The sequence below is a fragment of the Streptomyces sp. ISL-99 genome (assembly GCF_018614005.1).
GTDB classification, from domain to species: domain Bacteria; phylum Actinomycetota; class Actinomycetes; order Streptomycetales; family Streptomycetaceae; genus Streptomyces; species Streptomyces flavidovirens.
Map to the genome: position 1 here is coordinate 1 of NZ_JAGGPC010000057.1, position 17,121 is coordinate 17,121.

The following is a 17,121-nucleotide window of genomic DNA, read 5'->3' on the forward strand; positions in this document are numbered from 1 at the left end:
AGATCTTCATGAGTCTTCTAGGAGCATCCTCACTCGTCGCCAGGTCTGCTTCTCGACTGGATCAGCAGCCAGGTAGGGGCAGGAGCAGATGGGTGCACCTGCGTATGCCCTGGTCCGACCCTGGCATCGGTATGCCTTCGTTCTGAGGATCGTTCCCCCGCCGATGTAGCGCTTGCCGCAGGGGCTGACGATCCGGCCGCTGAGGGTGTAGGGACGGGCCTTCTGCAATGTGCGGACCGGGCGCACACTGGACGCCCGGAGTTCCTCAACCTCGGCCGGGGTGAAGATCGGCGGTAGCGGAATGACCACCCGGTCGCCGTTCACCGGCCGTCCCTCGTGGTCTCGCCGCACTCCCGCAGAGCCGCGGAACACCTGCCGTGCCTCCAGGACAATGGGGTTGAGCACCTGCTGGCGCAGACTCTGGCCGCCCCACAGCCCGCCGTCCCGCCTCCGAAAGCCCTCCGCATTCACCGCGAGCGCCGCCTGGCTCCAGTCCCGCAAGTCGAGATAGAGCGTCCGCCCCCGCCGCAACGCGCACGCCTCGTGTTTCGCCGCGCAGTCCCTGTCCTCACGGCACTCATCCAGGACGAGGCGGCCCGCCCCGACGCGGTAACCGTAAGGGACCTTGCCACCGATGTAGCCGCCGCTCTCGGCCTTCTCCTGGATTCCGCCCTGGGTCCGCTCGCGGATGATCTCCCGCTCGTCCTCGGCGTAATCGGCATCCTTGCGCATCTTGCTCTCCCCCTCGGGAGTGCTGTTGTCGTAGTCCCGCTTGACCACGGCCACGAAGATGCCGATCTCCTGGAGTTCCCAGACCCACCTCCAAAAAGCACGTCCGGTACGACCGATGGCACGGCCCTCGTTCACGACCTCGATGTCAAAGGGCCGCGGGACCGCCCACGCTCGCTCCATCAACCGCCGCAGGTCGGGGCGTTGGCGTGACTCCAAAGCTCCGGAGACACCGTCATCGACGAAAGTGCCGACGTGCTCCCAGCCCTTCTTACTGATGTACCTGGCTGTCTTCTTGCCCGAGGACGCGATGCCGTAGCCCTTGGCCTGCTCCTCCGTCGACACACGCAGGAAGTCCACAGCCCGCAAGGCCCGCCTGCCCGAACGCAGCCGAGCCGCCGCCACCGCCGCCACCGCCACATGAGGATCTTGCATGCCGGGTGGGTTACCCCTGCGGACCCGAGACGAAGCGCCCGTCGTATGGCGGTTCGACTCCACGCCGACTCGAGGCCGGCCCCGGGAGGGGTGGCGCGAGCCGGGTCGTCGCGATCCGCACTCACACCCCTGACGCCCTGGTCGGTACCGCCATAGGGGCGGCGCCCGGACTGCCACGGCTTCACATCGAGCACCTCACGACACGAAACGATCAACATCGGCCAGAGTGCCCGCTCTTGGGATGTCAGTGGGGCGTGGTATCCCTAGAAACCAGACAGCCTGCGGATCACGACAGGAATATTCTGAGGGATAAAAACGTGTATCCTCAGGGGTGTTGAGTCGGGCAGGACGGGAGGTGGCTCGTGAGTGACCAGGAGAACTTGATCGCGGAACCGGCCATGCTCACACTGGCCCGCGATTCCCGCGGTTGGACTCAGTCCGGTCTCGCTGCAGAGATGTCGCGTGTGGAGGGCGAACGCATCACGCAGGGGTACGTAAGCCGGGCCGAAGCCGGGCGCATCCCGGTCCGGGGTGAGCGGCTGCACCTCTTCGCTTCCGCGCTTGGCTTCACCACCCAAATGCTGTGCCGGGATGCCGAAGCGACCGGGACAGGCGTCGGGCTGGTACATCACCGCAAGCGCGCCTCCATGGGCGCCCCCGCACTACGCCGGATCCACGCGACACTGGCACTCACCCGTATGCAAGTCGAGTCGGTGACACGAGTCGCGGCCCTCCGTCGCAACAGTCTGTTCAGGCCCATCGAAGTCAACGATTTCGATACTCCTGCAGACGCGGCGGAGACGGTACGCGACGAGTGGAATGTTCCCGCTGGCCCCATCGACGACCTGGTCGCTCTGCTCGAGGATGCCGGTGCACTGATCGTGGTCCGCGACCTGGGCACCACGGAACTTGACGCCGTAAGCCAGTGGCCGGCGGGCAAGGCACCGCTGATTCTCTTGAACTCAGCGGGACCCGCCGATCGTTCACGCTTCAGTCTCGCGCATGAGCTGGGCCACTTGGTGATGCACCGCGAGCCCGGCGAGAGCCGTGTGCAGGAGGCCCAGGCCGATCGGTTCGCCTCTGAGTTCCTGATGCCTCACGAGGTGATCCTGCCTGAGCTGAAGCCCAGCATCGATGTTGCCCGACTCATCGACCTCAAAGGCCGGTGGGGGGTGTCAATGGCCGCTCTGATCAGACGAGCCATGGACCTGGGAGTCATCAGCGAATGGCAATACCGCACGCTGATGGTCGAGCTGTCCGCTCTCGGCTACCGAACCAACGAACCGACCACGATTCGGCGCGAAATTCCGCGCCACCTCGCTCAAGTCGTCACCCGACTTGAGGAGCAGCTCCACCTCAGTGCGATCGAGACCGCTCACCTGGCGGGCCTGGGTCGTGAGGAGTTCCACGAGATCTACTTGTGCGCTTCCTCTCCGTCCGGACACAAGGACGTGCCGGACTCTCCAGCGAGGTGATTCATGAGCAACACCCCAGACCCGAGGCAGCAACCGCATGCCGCCAGAACTCTCGACCACACCGTTGCAGCTGTGCCGCTCCTGCAGGGGCGCGTCCTGCTCCACGAGAACGCCATCAACATCCCGCGACCCCGCAACGCACTCAATGACGATCTCAGCGGGGTGGTCATGACCGGGCCCAAGGCCGATGCACGAGCCTTCCAGCTCCGCACCGCTGCCGGCTACAAGGGAACGCTGCTGATCGACAGCGCCCCCTACGCCACCCACACCGCCACGGCAGAAGAACCGTTCATGGCCACTCCTGACGAGCTGTTCGCCGCCGTGGACGACTCCCTCACCTTCCAGAAGGCTCGAGGGGCGAGCGCAGCACTGACTCCGACCGGATACATCCCGCCAGCCAGCTCCAGGGCGCTCAAGGCCGTGATGCGGGAAGCAAACCGAATCGAGCGCGCCGACACCCTGGTCTCTCTCCCGATCGACGTCACGTGGCTCAACCGAGAGAACATCGGTCAACTCATCGCGGTCTGCTCGAAGATCGACCACCCGAAGGCCGTCATCCTCTTCCGCCAGTTCGACCCGCTGGAACAGACGAAGGACGTCCCCGCCAACCTGCGCAGGCTGTTTACCGAGGTCGAACACATGTCGCTTCTGCGCACGGATCTCGCAGCGCTGGACGTCATGGCACATGGCGCCCTCTGTGCCGGCATCGGCGTCCAGAGCTCGCTCCGCCACGCGATCCCGCCCGACGAGAAGCCCCGGACCGGCAAGCGAGGTGGCGGCCCCACCTACCCACACGCACTAATGCCCGAACTGATGTGCTTCAAAGGAGCCGAGTCCCTGTCCAAGCTCTACGCCAACGTGGACCCCGCGACATGCGACTGCGACGAGTGCGACGGGCGCGGCCTCGACCGCTTCGCCCTGCCCGACGGTGAAACGCGACGTGAGGCCGATAACCACACCCTCCTCACCTGGAGCAGCTGGGTCAGCGAAATGGCAAGCTACCGCGCCGGCAGCGAGCGCAGAACGTGGTGGCGCAGCAAATGCGCCGCAGCAGTCGATCGCTACGCGCTGGAGAACCAGCGCATCGGACTAGGCGCACACCCAAAGTCCGGATTCCAAGTACCCCCACCGCTCAGAGCGTGGGCGACGCTACCCGTCGCTCTATAGCAAGCTGCGGGCAGAACACTCAGGGAAGCTGACGGTAGACATCCTCCAGAAACTTCCATCCGGCGACGGTATGGCGTCTACGCACGAACGGACGGGGGGAAACCACGGCCTCCACCGCATCATCCCGCGCCACGAACAGTCCAATGCCGAAGTAATCCGCGCGCATCACAGCATCATCCCTACGCCGCAACACGCCATCCACCACGACCGAACGAGCAGCAAAAGGAGTAAACCGCTCGGCCCGCTCCATAGCCGACTCCCAGCTACGCCCCGGCACAAAGACCATATCGATATGCACCGGATGAATCGCCTGCCTGACGATCAGGCCACCCCGACGGACCACCGCACCCCCCGGTAGGCATTTCAACGCCCGCCGTTCCCTCTCACTCAAAAATCGAGCAGGAACCGACTCCCCAACAGGAAGAGCCATCAGAAGATTCAGCGCATCCAGCCGCACCAGCGGCGGCATCCCCACAGCTGCCCGTCGCTCACGCTCTCGCGCTTCATACCGGTAGGCCACAACTACCTGCGCCCCGAAAACTTCGGCAACAGCCAGCTTCGACTCACGGGGCAAGAGGTCACCCGGAGCCAGCGCCCCCGCGACCACATCCACAGGCTCCCGTGCCGTGATCGCCATGAACCAACCCCCTCTCGTCCCGGACTGACAACCGCCCCAGCGGGGCTTGCACGCACTCCTCGTCACCGCAAGCCATGGACCACCGGATGCAGGTGCAGATCACCTGTCATGAACCGTCTTCCGCTCCTGAGCCGCAGCGCGCGCAAGGCCCACAGGGCTAACTGGCCTCGCGGAGCCCGAGACACGAAAACGCCTCCAAGCGACCAAGGCTAGTACGGGCACTCGCACGATCGGCGACCACCTCCCGAATGATCCCGAATCGGTCAGCAACTGGCCTGCGCTGCCCAGCAAGCACCCGCAGCGGACACCACCGATCGACAGCGATCGTAGCCACCCCAAGACATGACGCCTACAGTTGTTCGAATATTTACAGGAGCCCACCGCCTTAAAGAGCGTTTTGTCCCGGCAAGGCTATTTGAGACTCTGGCCGGAATCGGTGGAGTCACCGACGAGGAGGACCCAGCTAGGAGTACCGGACACAGGGGCGGAAAGATCATCGGACACGGCAAACAAGTCAGCCAGAGCGCAGCCGCTAGGACAGAATTTCTGCGGTGCACGGTGTGGGCGTCCGCGTGCAAGGTGTAGACCAGGCTGCCCAGGAGCGGAAGCCGGCCAACTCTGGCCACTTACTCGGCCAAGGAGGCGACCAGCTGAGGGCGGGTGCGACAACTGCACCGCCACGGCCTCTGCGGGCTGGCCACCTGCGTCCGGTGGGCCAGTCTGCCGGGTGAACAAACCCAGTCCACCATCGCCATCACGACAGCGTTCAACACGTCGTCCGGGACGGACCCATCCGCTGCACCATCATCGCTCAGCCGGGGCCTATGCCGTCGGGGTGATCTCCACGCGCGCGCATCCCACGAGCGGGCCAAGGAAGATCCCGCCCTATTGGCGATCTCCGCCTGCGCGGAGCAGACTGGCGCTGCAGGGCGCGCACCTTGTCGAGGTCCGGGCCATCTCCACCTACGCGGAGCAGACGTGGACTTCATGCACCTGGTACTGCGATCCGGCGGGCCATCTCCGCCTGCGCGGAGCAGACCAGCCCTCGGGCCGCATGGCAAGTGCTGCGATCGGGCCATCTCCGCCTGCGCGGAGCAGACCCTCTTTCACCTGGCCTTCTGTGGCGGATTTGCTGTTTGTTTATCAAAGTGCAAGACCAGCCTTCGGGAGAGACGGCCATGGTTGTCACAGTAGCGCGTGCGGGATTTCTGCTGTCCTCTGTCAGAGGCTGCCGGTAGGACTGTGCGGGAGGACGTGGAGGCTGGATGTCGAAGTTGTCTGACGTGGATCGGCTCTTGTGGGCGAAGACGTGGCGTCGGAATCGTTGGGCGCCGGATACGCCGCCCGGAGCTTTGTGGCATTCGTTGATCGCGCATGTGTGGGACAGCGGTCACGCGGGTGGTTGGTTGTGGGATCACTTTCTCGCGCTCCAGGTTCGCCGGTTGCTCGCTGCGGACCTGGCGGAGGATGCCCAGTCGGCTCGTGTTCGGTTGGTGTGGTTGGCCGCTTCGCATGATCTGGGGAAGGCGACGCCGTCTTTCGCCGGCCTGGATAGCTGCCGCCGAGCGGAATTGATGGCTGTTGGGCTGCCGGTGGATCTGTCCGTCAGGGGCTCACTTCCCCACAGTTGGCTGTCAGGGCGCTTGATCTTCGACATGTTGTGCGCCGAGGGGTGGGATGCCGAGGCTGCCGAGTTCGTGGCCCTGACGCTGGCTGGCCATCATGGTGTGTTCCCCCGGGTGGGTTGGCTGGATGAGGGCATCCGGGCCAAGCGGCGGGGTACCGGTGCGTGGCTGCCGGCGCAGGATGCCGTACACAGGGCAGCTGTAGAAGGCAGCGGAGCTGAGCTGTTCCTGGAGAAGTGGTGCCGGAGTGTGCCGTCGGTGCCGGCCCAGTTGGTGCAGGCTGGCGCGGTGACGCTGGCGGACTGGCTGGCCAGTAACGAGAATCTCTTCCCTTATGAAGGCCGTTTTCCGGACGGATACATGAGGACTTCCGCCTCCCGCGTCCAGCACGCGGGTGAGGTCATGGGGGTGCGGGGAGCTTGGAAGCCGGATGCAGAAAGCGCTCGGTTGGGAGCGCGTGCGCTGTATCGGTCTCGGTTCGGCATTGCTGAGCCGCGTTCCGTACAGGAGGCAATCTGTACGGTCGCGTGCTCTGTGCGTAACCCTGGTCTCCTGATCCTTGAGGCGCCCATGGGAGAAGGCAAGACGGAGGGCGCCCTGGCAGCGGTGGAAGTGCTAGCCGCCAGGCTGGGCGCGAACGGGGTGTTCTTCGGTCTGCCCACGCAGGCGACGGCGAATCAGATGTTCGGGCGGGTCGTGAAGTGGTTGGAGCGACAGGGGGCCGACACGACGGTGGCGCTGGCGCACGGGAAAGCGGCACGGCAGGAGGACTACCGGGCTCTATTGAGTAGTGCCGTAGGGGTGGACGAGTGCACGGGGCTGATCGCGTCGCTGTGGGTCCAAGGCCGCTACCGGGCGCTGCTGGCACCGGTGGTGGTGGCGACGGTTGACCAGTTGCTGCTGGCGGGCCTCGCGTCGCGCTATGTGTCGGTGCGGATGTTGGGTCTGGCCGGGAAGGTGGTGGTCCTGGACGAAGTGCACGCCTATGACGCTTACATGTCAGGGCTGTTGAAGCGGGTGCTGGAGTGGCTCGGTGCGTGCGGTGTGCCGGTGGTGTTGCTGTCGGCGACTCTGCCCGCTAGGCAGCGGCAGGAGCTGCTCGATGCGTACGCGGGGCGGCGATTGGCACTGGTAGACGACGAGGCGTATCCGCGGCTGACATGGGCTGACGCCCCCGGTAGTGGCCGACCAAGCTCGGCGCCGCAGGTTACTGCTGCGACGACGGATCGCGGGCTGGGGGTGCAGGTGGAGATGCTGCCGGAGCCGGATGTCACCGCGGTCGCAGAACGTGCAGTGGAGATGGTGTCGGAGGGTGGGTGCCTCCTGGTCATTCGCAACACGGTGGACAGGGCGCAGAAGCTGGCGGCGCAACTGCGGGGAGTTCTTGGGGAGGACGCTGTCACGCTGATGCACGCGCGGTATACCGTGGCCGACCGTCGGCGCCTGGAGACGAGGCTGATCGAGCGGTTCGGGCCGGCCGGGGCGCGGCCTGTGCCGCACGTGGTGGTCGCCACGCAGGTGGTCGAGCAGTCCTTGGACGTGTCGTTCGACGGGCTCATCTCGGATCTGTGCCCCATTGACCTGCTGTTCCAGCGCATTGGTCGGATGCACCGGCATTTGGTGGCCGACCGCCCGAGGATGCTCGCGCAGGCTCGGGTTGTCGTGACCGGTTATCAGGTTGGCGTCGACGCGCCGCCTTCGGTTCCGGCTGGGTCGCGCACCGTGTACGGGGATCACCTGTTGTGGCGCACAGCAGCGGTATTGCTGGACCGGGGCGTGCTGGAGATGCCGGTTGCCATTCCAGAGCTGGTCAACCGTGTCTACGGCGATGAAGGGGTGGGGCCGGATTCCTGGCAGGAGCGGTTGGTTGAGGCGGCGCGCCAGGATGAGGAAGATCGTGACCGGATGGCGACGCTGGCGGCACAGGTGACTCTGCCCAGTCCGCGCGATGTGGAGACCCTGGCGGACCTCCACAGGGATGCCGCCTTCAGTGGTGAGGACGATGACGGCACGGCGCAGGTCCAGGCGCTGGTGCGGCTCGGGAAGCCGTCGTTGGAGGTGATCTTGATGCGTGGGGGAGCCGCTGCGGGCACGGCTGCGTCTGTCTCCGCTGGAGAAGGCTCAGTGGTGTCGCTGGCAAGCCTGCCGGATCCGGATGGAGTCGAGATGGTGCTGGACCAGGCGATCCGGTTGCCCGGGTGGTCGCAGGAGCTGACGGATGCCGCGGGCGCAGCTGCCTTCACTCCGGAAGCGTGGCGGGACTCTGCGTGGCTGGGTTCGGTCCGCGTGCTCCTCCTTCCAGCGGATGGCCGGCCCCTGCGGTTGGGTCGCAAGAGGGTCACTTACTGCTCACAGGATGGCTTGCAGATCGTCTGATCGGTCTCCTCTCAGCCTGTTTTTGCAGTTCATCGCCCGTTGTCAGTGGGGTCCTGTAGGTATGTGAGTCCGCGCCAGGCACTTGAAAGACGCCTGGACGCAGGGTGATTCGTCATGCCTACGCGCTGGAGCGGTATGGAATTCAACCTGGTCGACGACGACTGGATCCCGGTCGTCCTCACCGACGGCACGTCTGCGGAGGTATCCCTGCGCAGCGTCCTGACACGCGCCGGGCAAATCCGGAGCCTGGCCCTCGACGCCCCTTCCCAAATTCCGCCGGTCATGCGTCTGTTGCTGGCTGTACTGCATCGCGCTCTGCAGGGGCCGACCAGTGAGAAGCAGTGGGTTTCCTGGTGGGACGCTGGGGCCTTCGACGCCGAGGTGGTCGGGAGATACCTCGATGAGCACCGAGCACGGTTCGACCTGTTCGACCCGCAGTCGCCTTTCATGCAGGTGGGAGGGCTGGAAGCGCTCAACGGAAAGACGAAGACCGCAGCTCTGCTGCTCCCGCACATCGCCAGCGGGAACAATGTGCCGCTGTTCTCGGCCGAACGCGATGACCGGCCGGCCGCGTTGTCTCCGGCTCAGGCCGCACGGTGGCTGCTGCACGCCCATGCCTGGGACACCGCGGCGATCAAGACCGGAGCCGTGGGCGACGACCAGGCCGTCAGGGGCAAGACGCTGTCCAACCCTGTCGGATCGCTCGGCCAGCTCGGCGTGGTCATGCCCATGGGACCCACGCTGTGGCATTCCCTGATGTGCAACCTTCTGCCTCTCACCAGCTCTGAGGCCGGGGGGACGGACTTGCCGGTGTGGGAACGTCCCCCTCTGTCGGCGCAGTGGTCGCAGCGGGCGCCGCAAGGACGGCTCGAGCTGTTCACCTGGCCTGCACGCCGTATCCGTCTGGTCCCCGAACCCGCCCCGGAGGTACCGGGGCAGTTCGTGGTGCGACAGGTCGTGGTCTGTGGTGGGGACCGGCTCTCGTTGGAGACCGGTCAGGACCTTCGAGCATGGATGCGCAGTGAACCGCATTCGGCGTGGAAGCGCAGCTCGAACCTGGAGAAGAAGCGCAGCTTCCCCTTGGTGTACTGGCCCGTGCGCCACCAGGTTGAGCGGCAGCTGTGGCGCGGGCTGGGCCCGCTTCTGGCACGCGCGGAGCCGACCACCGCATCAGCGGTCCGGGACGCGCCGACGTTCCAGGGTCCTGCGGTGCTGTCTCAGCTGGGCAGCAGAGCACGCATGACAGCCCTGAAAGGCATGCCTCTGCACGTTCTCGCGGTCGGCTTCGAGTACGGCAACCAGAGCGCGGTGATCAACGAGGCGTACGGGGACGTGCTCCCTCTGCCCGTGATCGTTCTTTCCGCCCAAAGTGACGAGTGGCGCCACGCCGTGCTCGACGCGGTCAGGGCTACCGCCGCTGCCGTGCACGCGCTCGCGAAGCTAGCCGAGAACCTGGCAGTCGCCTCGGGGTGCCGCCCTTCCGAGGAGGGCCTGCTGGCCGGGCACCGGGAGCGCGCCCGAGAGACCGCGTACGCCGCCCTGGACACACCATTCCGACGGTGGCTGTCCTCACTAACCGAGAGCGACGCCGACATCGATCAAACCCTCGATCTATGGGCGAACGAGGTCCGGACCATCATCCGGGCCAGGTCCGGCACGCTCCTGAACGCCACCAGCCCGTCAGCGTGGCATGGCCACGAAACAGAGGACGGCCAGGTCATGGACGCGTCCCTCGCAGAAATCTACTTCCACAGTGCTCTGCACAAAGCACTGCACGAACTTCTCGCCCCTGAAGACGACCCGGACGACCTGGAGCCACCCACGCCATGACCACGACCAGCAACAAGAAGCCCTCCACCGAGCCACCTGCATGGCACAAACGCCTCGTCACCCAGCTCCGGGCCATCGACCGGGACCCGGGACTTGCCGCCGCCTGCCGCCGAGGACGCAACAGGGAGCCCCTCGACGAACTGGACATGCACCAGCCCATCTCCTACGTACTGGAGGGCAACGAAAACACACCGCTCGCCGAGTACGTGCCCTCATGGCAGCGCGACGAGGTCATCGCAGCCGTTCACCACACCCTCGCCCTGTACGCCTGCCACGCGCAGTCCAAGTCCACCTCGGTGCACCGAGACGGCATCTCCCTGGGGGCAGCCATCCGCAGACTGCAGAACGCAATGCCGTCGAAGGACGGCGCGTCCAGGCGCTTTCGCGCTGCCCAAGGCGCCGACTCGACGACCGAGCTGACCAGTCACGTGCGCTTCCTCGTCTCGCTCATGCGCACCTACAACGTGACTCTCGACTACGTCGCGCTGGCCGACGCCCTCGCAGCCTGGCACTCCCCCGCCCGGCGACAGGGCCTCAAGCGCATCTGGGGCATGGACTTCCACCGCACCCCTCACAAGCCCACCGACGCAACCACCGAACCGATCAAGGAGTAGCGCCATGGCCTTCCTCGACCTCCACATCCTTCAGAACGTACCGCCCTCCAACATCAACCGGGACCAGGACGGCAGCCCCAAGACTGCCGTCTTCGGCGGAGTCAGGCGCGCACGCGTCTCCTCCCAGGCGTGGAAGCGTGCCGCCCGCACCGCGTTCGAGGCAGACGGAGCCCTGGCCGGGGAGGACGCCGTCCGTACCAGGCAACTCCCCCAGATGATCGCGGACGAACTCACACAGAAGGCACCGGCCCTCGCCGGCAAGGCGGATGCCATCGGCATGGCAGCGGCGTTCGCGATGTTCAAGGTCGCCGCGAAAAAGCCCTCTGCGAAGAAGGATTCCACCGGCGCACCGGCCGAAGACCGGCCCGTCACCGAATACCTCCTCTTCCTCGGCCGCACCCAGATCAGCACCGTCGTCGACGCCCTGGCCACCGAGGTCGACGCCCTCGCCACCGCGAGCACCGACAAGAAGATCGCGGACATCGTGGGATCGCTGGGTCTGAAAGAGATGGGTGTGACGGCTCACCCCGGCGCAGTGGCGCTCTTCGGCCGGATGGTCGCCAACTCGCCGGACACCGGAGTGGACGCCGGCTGCCAGGTCGCGCACGCCATCTCCACCCACGAAGCGATCACCGAGTTCGACTACTTCACCGCCGTCGACGACATGCAGAAGGAGGACAACAAAGGCGCCGGCATGATCGGGTCCCTGGAGTTCAACTCCGCGACCCTCTACCGCTACGCCACCCTCGACCTGCGCACCCTGCACGCCAACCTCGACAACGACCACGACAGCACCGTGAAGTCCGCCCTCGGCTTCGTACGCGCCTTCACCTCAAGCATGCCCACCGGCAAGGCCAACACCTTCGCCCACCACACCCGCCCCGAAGCCATCGTCCTCAGCCTCCGCGAAGACCGCCCCGTCAGCCACGTCGACGCCTTCGAACGCCCCATCGCCCGCAGCTCCGACGGCTACCTCACCGCATCCGTCGAGGCCCTGTTCACGCACATCCACGACGCAGACGAACAGTGGGGCGACGCCCCGGCCTGGTCCGCCGCCGTCTACCCCTCCGCGCTGCGCAACACCAGCCCTAATCTGCCTGCGCCCACGACGTGGAAGACCGCCCTCGACGAGGCTCAGAAGGCGATCACCGCGGCACTGCCCAAGGCTCCGACCACATGAGCGTCCTGATCCTGCGGCTCGCCGGCCCCCTGCAGTCCTGGGGCATCGAAAGCCGGCACACCATCCGAGCCACCCTCCCCTACCCCAGCAAGTCGGGCGTCATCGGGCTCCTGGCAGCCGCCTGCGGCATCCCCAGAGACTGCAGTGCCTCGCAAACCACCGGCCTCACCCTCGCCAACCTCGCCCTCCTCCGCCTCGCAGCACGCGCGGACCAGCCCGGCGAACTCCTCGTGGACTACCACACCGTCAGCGGCGCCTCCCACGCCCCCACCGACCCCGTCCAGCAACGCCTGCCCAAAGCCGACAACGGCCGACTGCAGGTCAAGGAATCCACCAAGATCACCCGACGCCACTACCTGAGCGACGCCGTCTTCACCGCCTACCTCGAAGGCGACGCGGAGACACTCGCCACTGCGGCACGCGCCCTCCAACGGCCCCGGTTCCCTCCCTTCCTCGGCCGCCGCTCCTGCCCGCCCAGCAAACCCCTACTCATCGGGCTCCAACACCAGACCTGCCTCGACGACGCACTGCGCGCCACACCTTGGCAGGCCAGCGACCGGACGATCGCCCGCCACCACGCCCGAGGACAGTCCAGCGTCAGCCTGGACACCGTCATCGAAGATCCAGCAGGGACCGACGTCCTGCCCGACCAGCCGCTCCCGCCGACCACTCCCTTCCGGCGCCGGTACACCGAACGCCCCATCAGACACGGGCACATCACCCTGCCCCTGTCGACCCACAAAGCTGCCCACGACCCCTTCGACCTGCTCGGCTGACAGGACCCGCCATGTACCTCACCCGCGCCTACATCAACCCCCGCCGCCAAGGCGCCATCAAACTCATCGGCAACCCACGAGCCCTCCACGCCCTCATCATGGGCTGCTTCCCCGACCAACCCCCCACCCCACCAGGCCAAACACCACCCCGAATCCTCTGGCGCCTCGACAGCGACGACACCCGCCGCCCCACCCTGTGGACCGTCTCGCCCACCCGCCCCGACTTCACCCAGCTCATCGAAGACGCCGGATGGCCCGCCGCCGAAACACCCCAATGGGAAACAAAGACCTACACCCCACTCCTCAACCACATCCAAAAAGGCCAGCGCTACGCCTTCCGCCTCACCGCATCCCCCACACACCGCACCGCCTCCCCCGGCCCCAACCAACGCGGGCGCCGCCTCCCCCACACCACCACACACAACCAACTGCGCTGGCTCACCGAACGCGCAGAACGAAACGGCTTCACCATCCCCCTGGCCGGCAACTCCGACGACCTCGGACCCGACGGCGCAATCCCCCTGCAACTCCAACTACGACACCGCGGCAAGAACACCTTCGACAAACTCGACCACCAGGACAAACGCATCCGCGTCGCCCTCACCACAGCCACCTACGAAGGAGCCCTCCACGTCACCGACCCCGACGCCCTCCGCGCCCTCCTCACCACCGGCATCGGCCAAGGCCGCGCCTACGGCTGCGGCCTCCTCACTCTCGCCCGCCTTCCAGAAACCACGCAAAGAAACGGCAAAGCCATCCGGTAAGCGCAGGCCACAAAGGGTCCGCTCCGCGTACGCGGAGATGCTCCGACGAACGGGTTCCTCGCCGATCTCCACATCGAGTCCGCTCCGCGTACACGGAGATGCTCCGGGCGGTCACTTCGGGCACTCCCAGGTCCCTGGGTCCGCTCCGCGTACGCGGAGATGCTCCGCAGGGCAAGCGGCTGCGGGCCGAGCCGATCGCGGGCGCTCCGCGTACGCGGAGATGCTCCGCACTGTGCGGCGTTGAGTGGGAGGATCCGTACGTCCGCTCCGCGCACGCGGAGGTTTTTCGGACCCCCGCGCCGTCGTAGCCCTGCTGCCCGCACTTCGCTCCGCCTACGCGGAGATACGCCGTTCGGCTCGCTGTTGAACTTGAGGGAGCCCTCGTCCGCTCCGCGTACGCGGAGATGCCCCGTCGTGCAGTCCTCGACGTACACGCCCGCGTCCGCTCCGCGCACGCAGAGATGTTCCGGCGGGTATCCTCGGCCAGACCGCTGGTACGACGTCTGCTCCGCGTCGGCGGAGATGCTCCGATGGCGAACTTCCTGACGGTCTACGGGGGTGGGTCCGCTCTGCGTAAGCGGAGATGCTCCATCCTCGACCATGCACGGATGAATCGGCACGCGGTCCCCTCCGCGTACGCGGAGATTTTCCGTAGAACCGGCAGTAGGTAGAGTTCGGCGCAGTGGCCGCTCGGCGTATGTGGAGATGTTCCGTGGGGCGCGACCTACATCGGTTGGACGCCGCCATCCGCTCCGCAAACGCGGAGTTGCTCCGTCGATGGCCGCCTTCGCCTCGCACACGATCGGGCCTCCGCGTACGCGGAGGTGTTCCGTACCAGGCGTCCGATTCCTTGCCGCCCTGGATGTTTGCTCCGCGTGCGCGGAAGCGTTCCAGAGCGCCCGACGCGTCAAAGGACGTGCAGGCAGATCGCTCCGTAAATTGCGGAGGTGCTCCTTCCATAAGGTTGTCGACGACGATCACAGCCGGTTTCGCTCCGCGTACGCGGAGATACTTCGACCAACCAGCGCAACATCCAGGCTCGGTTCAAGTCCGCTCCGCGAACGCGGAGATACTCCGTGGACCTCGGCGTAGGTGGACTGCCACAGCAGGGACCGCTCCGCGAACGCGGAGATGCTCCGGGGTCCGGCGTCCACGCCCCTGTGCAGACAAGTCCGCTCCGAGTAGCGGAGATGCTCCGCGTGCTCTATGGGCGATGCCCTCTCGGCGACGCCTGAATTCTGACCCTCTGACGGCGGATCAAAAGTGACCCTCTGGGTGGTCTTCGCCTGAACCTGATCTTGATCAGAAGGTCAGGAGGGAAGGGTGATCCGCGTGGAGGACTGGGCAGAGATCCGCAGGCTGCACCGGGCCGAGCAGATGCCGATCCGGGCGATCGCCCGGAAGCTGGGCATCTCGAAGAACACGGTCAAGCGGGCGCTGGCGAGTGACCGGCTGCCGAAGTACGAGCGTCCGGCCAAGGGCTCGGTGGTCGACGCGGTCGAGGTGCAGATCCGTGAGCTGCTGCGGGAGACCCCGACGATGCCCGCAACAGTGATCGCCGAGCGGATCGGGTGGGAGCGCGGGATGACGGTCCTCAAAGAGCGGGTGCGGGAACTGCGGCCTGCCTACGTTCCGGTCGATCCGGTCTCGCGCACGACCTATCAGCCGGGCGAGCTGGCCCAGTGCGACCTGTGGTTTCCCGAGGCGGACATCCCGCTGGGCTACGGACAGACGGGACGTCCGCCGGTGCTGGTGATGGTGTCGGGCTACTCGCGGGTGATCGCCGCGCGGATGCTGCCCTCCCGCACCACCGGCGACCTGATCGACGGCCACTGGCGGCTGCTGAACGGATGGGGCGCCGTGCCCAAAACACTGGTCTGGGACAACGAGGCCGGGGTCGGCCGCGGCAAGCTCACCGCGGAATTCGCCGCGTTCGCGGGCCTGCTCGCCACCAAGATTTATCTCTGCCGGCCCCGCGACCCGGAAGCGAAAGGGCTGGTCGAGCGCGCGAACGGCTATCTCGAGACCTCGTTCCTGCCCGGCCGCACGTTCAGCGGTCCCGGCGACTTCAACACCCAGCTCACGGCCTGGCTGGCCGTCGCGAACCGGCGCCTGCACCGCACTCTGCAGGCGCGTCCCGCCGAACGCTGGGAGGCCGACCGGGCCGGGATGCTCACTCTGCCGCCCGTCGATCCGCCCGCCTGGTGGCGGATGCAGACCCGCATCGGGCGTGACCACTACGTCCGCGTCGACACCAACGACTACTCCGTGCACCCGGAGGCGATCGGACGCACCGTCACCGTCCTCACCGACAACGATGAAGTCATCGCGCTGGCGCCCGGCGGCGTGATCGTCGCCCGCCACCCCCGCTGCTGGGCCCGCCACCAGACCCTCACCGATCCCGATCACGCCGCCGCCAGCCAGACGATGCGCGGGCAGGCCCACCACCAGGCCGCCCAGGCCAAGGACACCCGCCGGACCGCAGCCGAGGACGGGCCGCTCGTCGAGGTCGAGCAACGCGAACTCCACTCCTACGACCGACTGTTCACCGTCATCGAAGGCGGCGGCGACAGGGAGGCCGGCTGATGCCCCGCACCACCACTGCCCCGGCCGACAGCACCGGAGCGGGCCGCAGAACCGGCTCCCAGACCACCGCCGACCTCGCCTTCCTCGCCCGCGCGATGAAGGCCCCGGCCCTGCTGGACGCCGCCGACCGGCTCGCCGAACGCGCCCGCAAGGAGTCCTGGACCCACGCCGAATACCTGGTCGCCTGCCTCCAGCGCGAGGTCTCCGCCCGCGAATCGCACGGCGGCGAGGCCCGCGTCCGCGCCGCCCGCTTCCCCGCGATCAAGACGATCGAGGAACTCGACGTCACCCATCTGCGCGGCATGACGCGACAACAGCTCGCGCATCTGGGCACGTTGGACTTCATCGCAGGCAAGGAGAACACCGTCTTCCTGGGCCCGCCCGGCACCGGCAAGACACACCTGGCGATCGGGCTCGCGGTCCGCGCCTGCCAGGCCGGCCACCGCGTCGCCTTCGCCACCGCCGCCGAGTGGGTCGACCGCCTGGCCGCCGCCCACCACACCGGACGGCTCCAGAGCGAACTCACCAAACTGAGCCGTTATCCGCTGATCGTGATCGACGAGGTCGGCTACATCCCCTTCGAAGCCGAGGCCGCGAACCTGTTCTTCCAGCTCATCTCCAACAGATACGAACGCGCGTCCGTGATCGTCACCAGCAACAAACCCTTCGGACGCTGGGGAGAGGTCTTCGGCGACGAGACCGTCGCAGCCGCCATGATCGACCGCCTCGTCCACCACGCCGAGGTCCACTCCCTCAAAGGCGACTCTTACCGCATGCGAGGACGCGAACTCGGACGCGTCCCCACCACCGACAACGACTGAAACGACCGAACCGAAGACACCCGGGTCAGATTTCACCTGTCCAGACTGGGTCCAGGTTCAGCCGCCGCCGACATGCCCCGGCGAAAGGCGTCCGCTCCGTAGACGC

12 protein-coding genes are annotated in these 17,121 nt (G+C 66.7%); 10 read left to right on the plus strand and 2 right to left on the minus strand.

The annotated features are described in order from the left end of the window. Positions 1 to 6: 6 nt before the first annotated feature. Positions 7 to 1,164, minus strand: coding sequence for a recombinase family protein (locus J7E91_RS29385; RefSeq protein ID WP_214909718.1), 1,158 nt, complete (start codon positions 1,162 to 1,164; stop codon positions 7 to 9). Between the two features lie 362 nt (positions 1,165 to 1,526). Here J7E91_RS29385 and J7E91_RS29390 point away from each other — a divergent pair, with 362 nt between their 5' ends. Then, positions 1,527 to 2,639: an XRE family transcriptional regulator gene (locus J7E91_RS29390; RefSeq protein WP_308377484.1), complete on the plus strand. Its 1,113-nt coding sequence runs from the start codon at positions 1,527 to 1,529 to the stop codon at positions 2,637 to 2,639. A 72-nt stretch (positions 2,640 to 2,711) separates the two neighbouring features. Next, positions 2,712 to 3,806, plus strand: coding sequence for a hypothetical protein (locus J7E91_RS29395; protein WP_308377486.1), 1,095 nt, complete (start codon positions 2,712 to 2,714; stop codon positions 3,804 to 3,806). A 19-nt stretch (positions 3,807 to 3,825) separates the two neighbouring features. Here J7E91_RS29395 and J7E91_RS29400 read toward each other — a convergent pair whose 3' ends face one another. Continuing rightward, entirely contained in the window at positions 3,826 to 4,443 is a 618-nt protein-coding gene (locus J7E91_RS29400; protein WP_214909722.1) for a hypothetical protein, read from the minus strand. A 1,265-nt stretch (positions 4,444 to 5,708) separates the two neighbouring features. Here J7E91_RS29400 and cas3 point away from each other — a divergent pair. The 8 genes from cas3 to istB all read left to right on the plus strand — a co-directional run bounded on the left by cas3 (position 5,709) and on the right by istB (position 17,015). Further along, the gene (gene cas3, locus J7E91_RS29405; protein ID WP_214909724.1) at positions 5,709 to 8,444 is read left to right on the plus strand and encodes a CRISPR-associated helicase Cas3'; all 2,736 of its coding nucleotides are present in this window, start codon (positions 5,709 to 5,711) and stop codon (positions 8,442 to 8,444) included. Between the two features lie 114 nt (positions 8,445 to 8,558). Then, positions 8,559 to 10,274, plus strand: a complete 1,716-nt coding sequence (casA, locus tag J7E91_RS29410) for a type I-E CRISPR-associated protein Cse1/CasA (RefSeq protein WP_214909726.1) — start codon at positions 8,559 to 8,561, stop codon at positions 10,272 to 10,274. After that, positions 10,271 to 10,888, plus strand: coding sequence for a type I-E CRISPR-associated protein Cse2/CasB (gene casB / locus J7E91_RS29415; protein ID WP_214909728.1), 618 nt, complete (start codon positions 10,271 to 10,273; stop codon positions 10,886 to 10,888). Before casA ends, casB begins: the two co-directional genes overlap by 4 nt. Positions 10,889 to 10,892: 4 nt before the next feature. Next, positions 10,893 to 12,068, plus strand: coding sequence for a type I-E CRISPR-associated protein Cas7/Cse4/CasC (gene cas7e, locus J7E91_RS29420; protein ID WP_214909730.1), 1,176 nt, complete (start codon positions 10,893 to 10,895; stop codon positions 12,066 to 12,068). Continuing rightward, positions 12,065 to 12,844, plus strand: coding sequence for a type I-E CRISPR-associated protein Cas5/CasD (cas5e, locus tag J7E91_RS29425; RefSeq protein WP_214909732.1), 780 nt, complete (start codon positions 12,065 to 12,067; stop codon positions 12,842 to 12,844). The genes cas7e and cas5e overlap by 4 nt, the downstream gene beginning before the upstream one ends. Positions 12,845 to 12,855: 11 nt before the next feature. Further along, positions 12,856 to 13,608, plus strand: a complete 753-nt coding sequence (gene cas6e / locus J7E91_RS29430) for a type I-E CRISPR-associated protein Cas6/Cse3/CasE (protein ID WP_214909733.1) — start codon at positions 12,856 to 12,858, stop codon at positions 13,606 to 13,608. Between the two features lie 1,323 nt (positions 13,609 to 14,931). After that, complete coding sequence (gene istA / locus J7E91_RS29435) at positions 14,932 to 16,194, plus strand: IS21 family transposase (protein WP_214909734.1); 1,263 nt, start codon at positions 14,932 to 14,934, stop codon at positions 16,192 to 16,194. Beyond that, entirely contained in the window at positions 16,194 to 17,015 is an 822-nt protein-coding gene (istB, locus tag J7E91_RS29440; protein ID WP_214909735.1) for an IS21-like element helper ATPase IstB, read from the plus strand. Before istA ends, istB begins: the two co-directional genes overlap by 1 nt. Positions 17,016 to 17,121 lie beyond the last annotated feature (106 nt).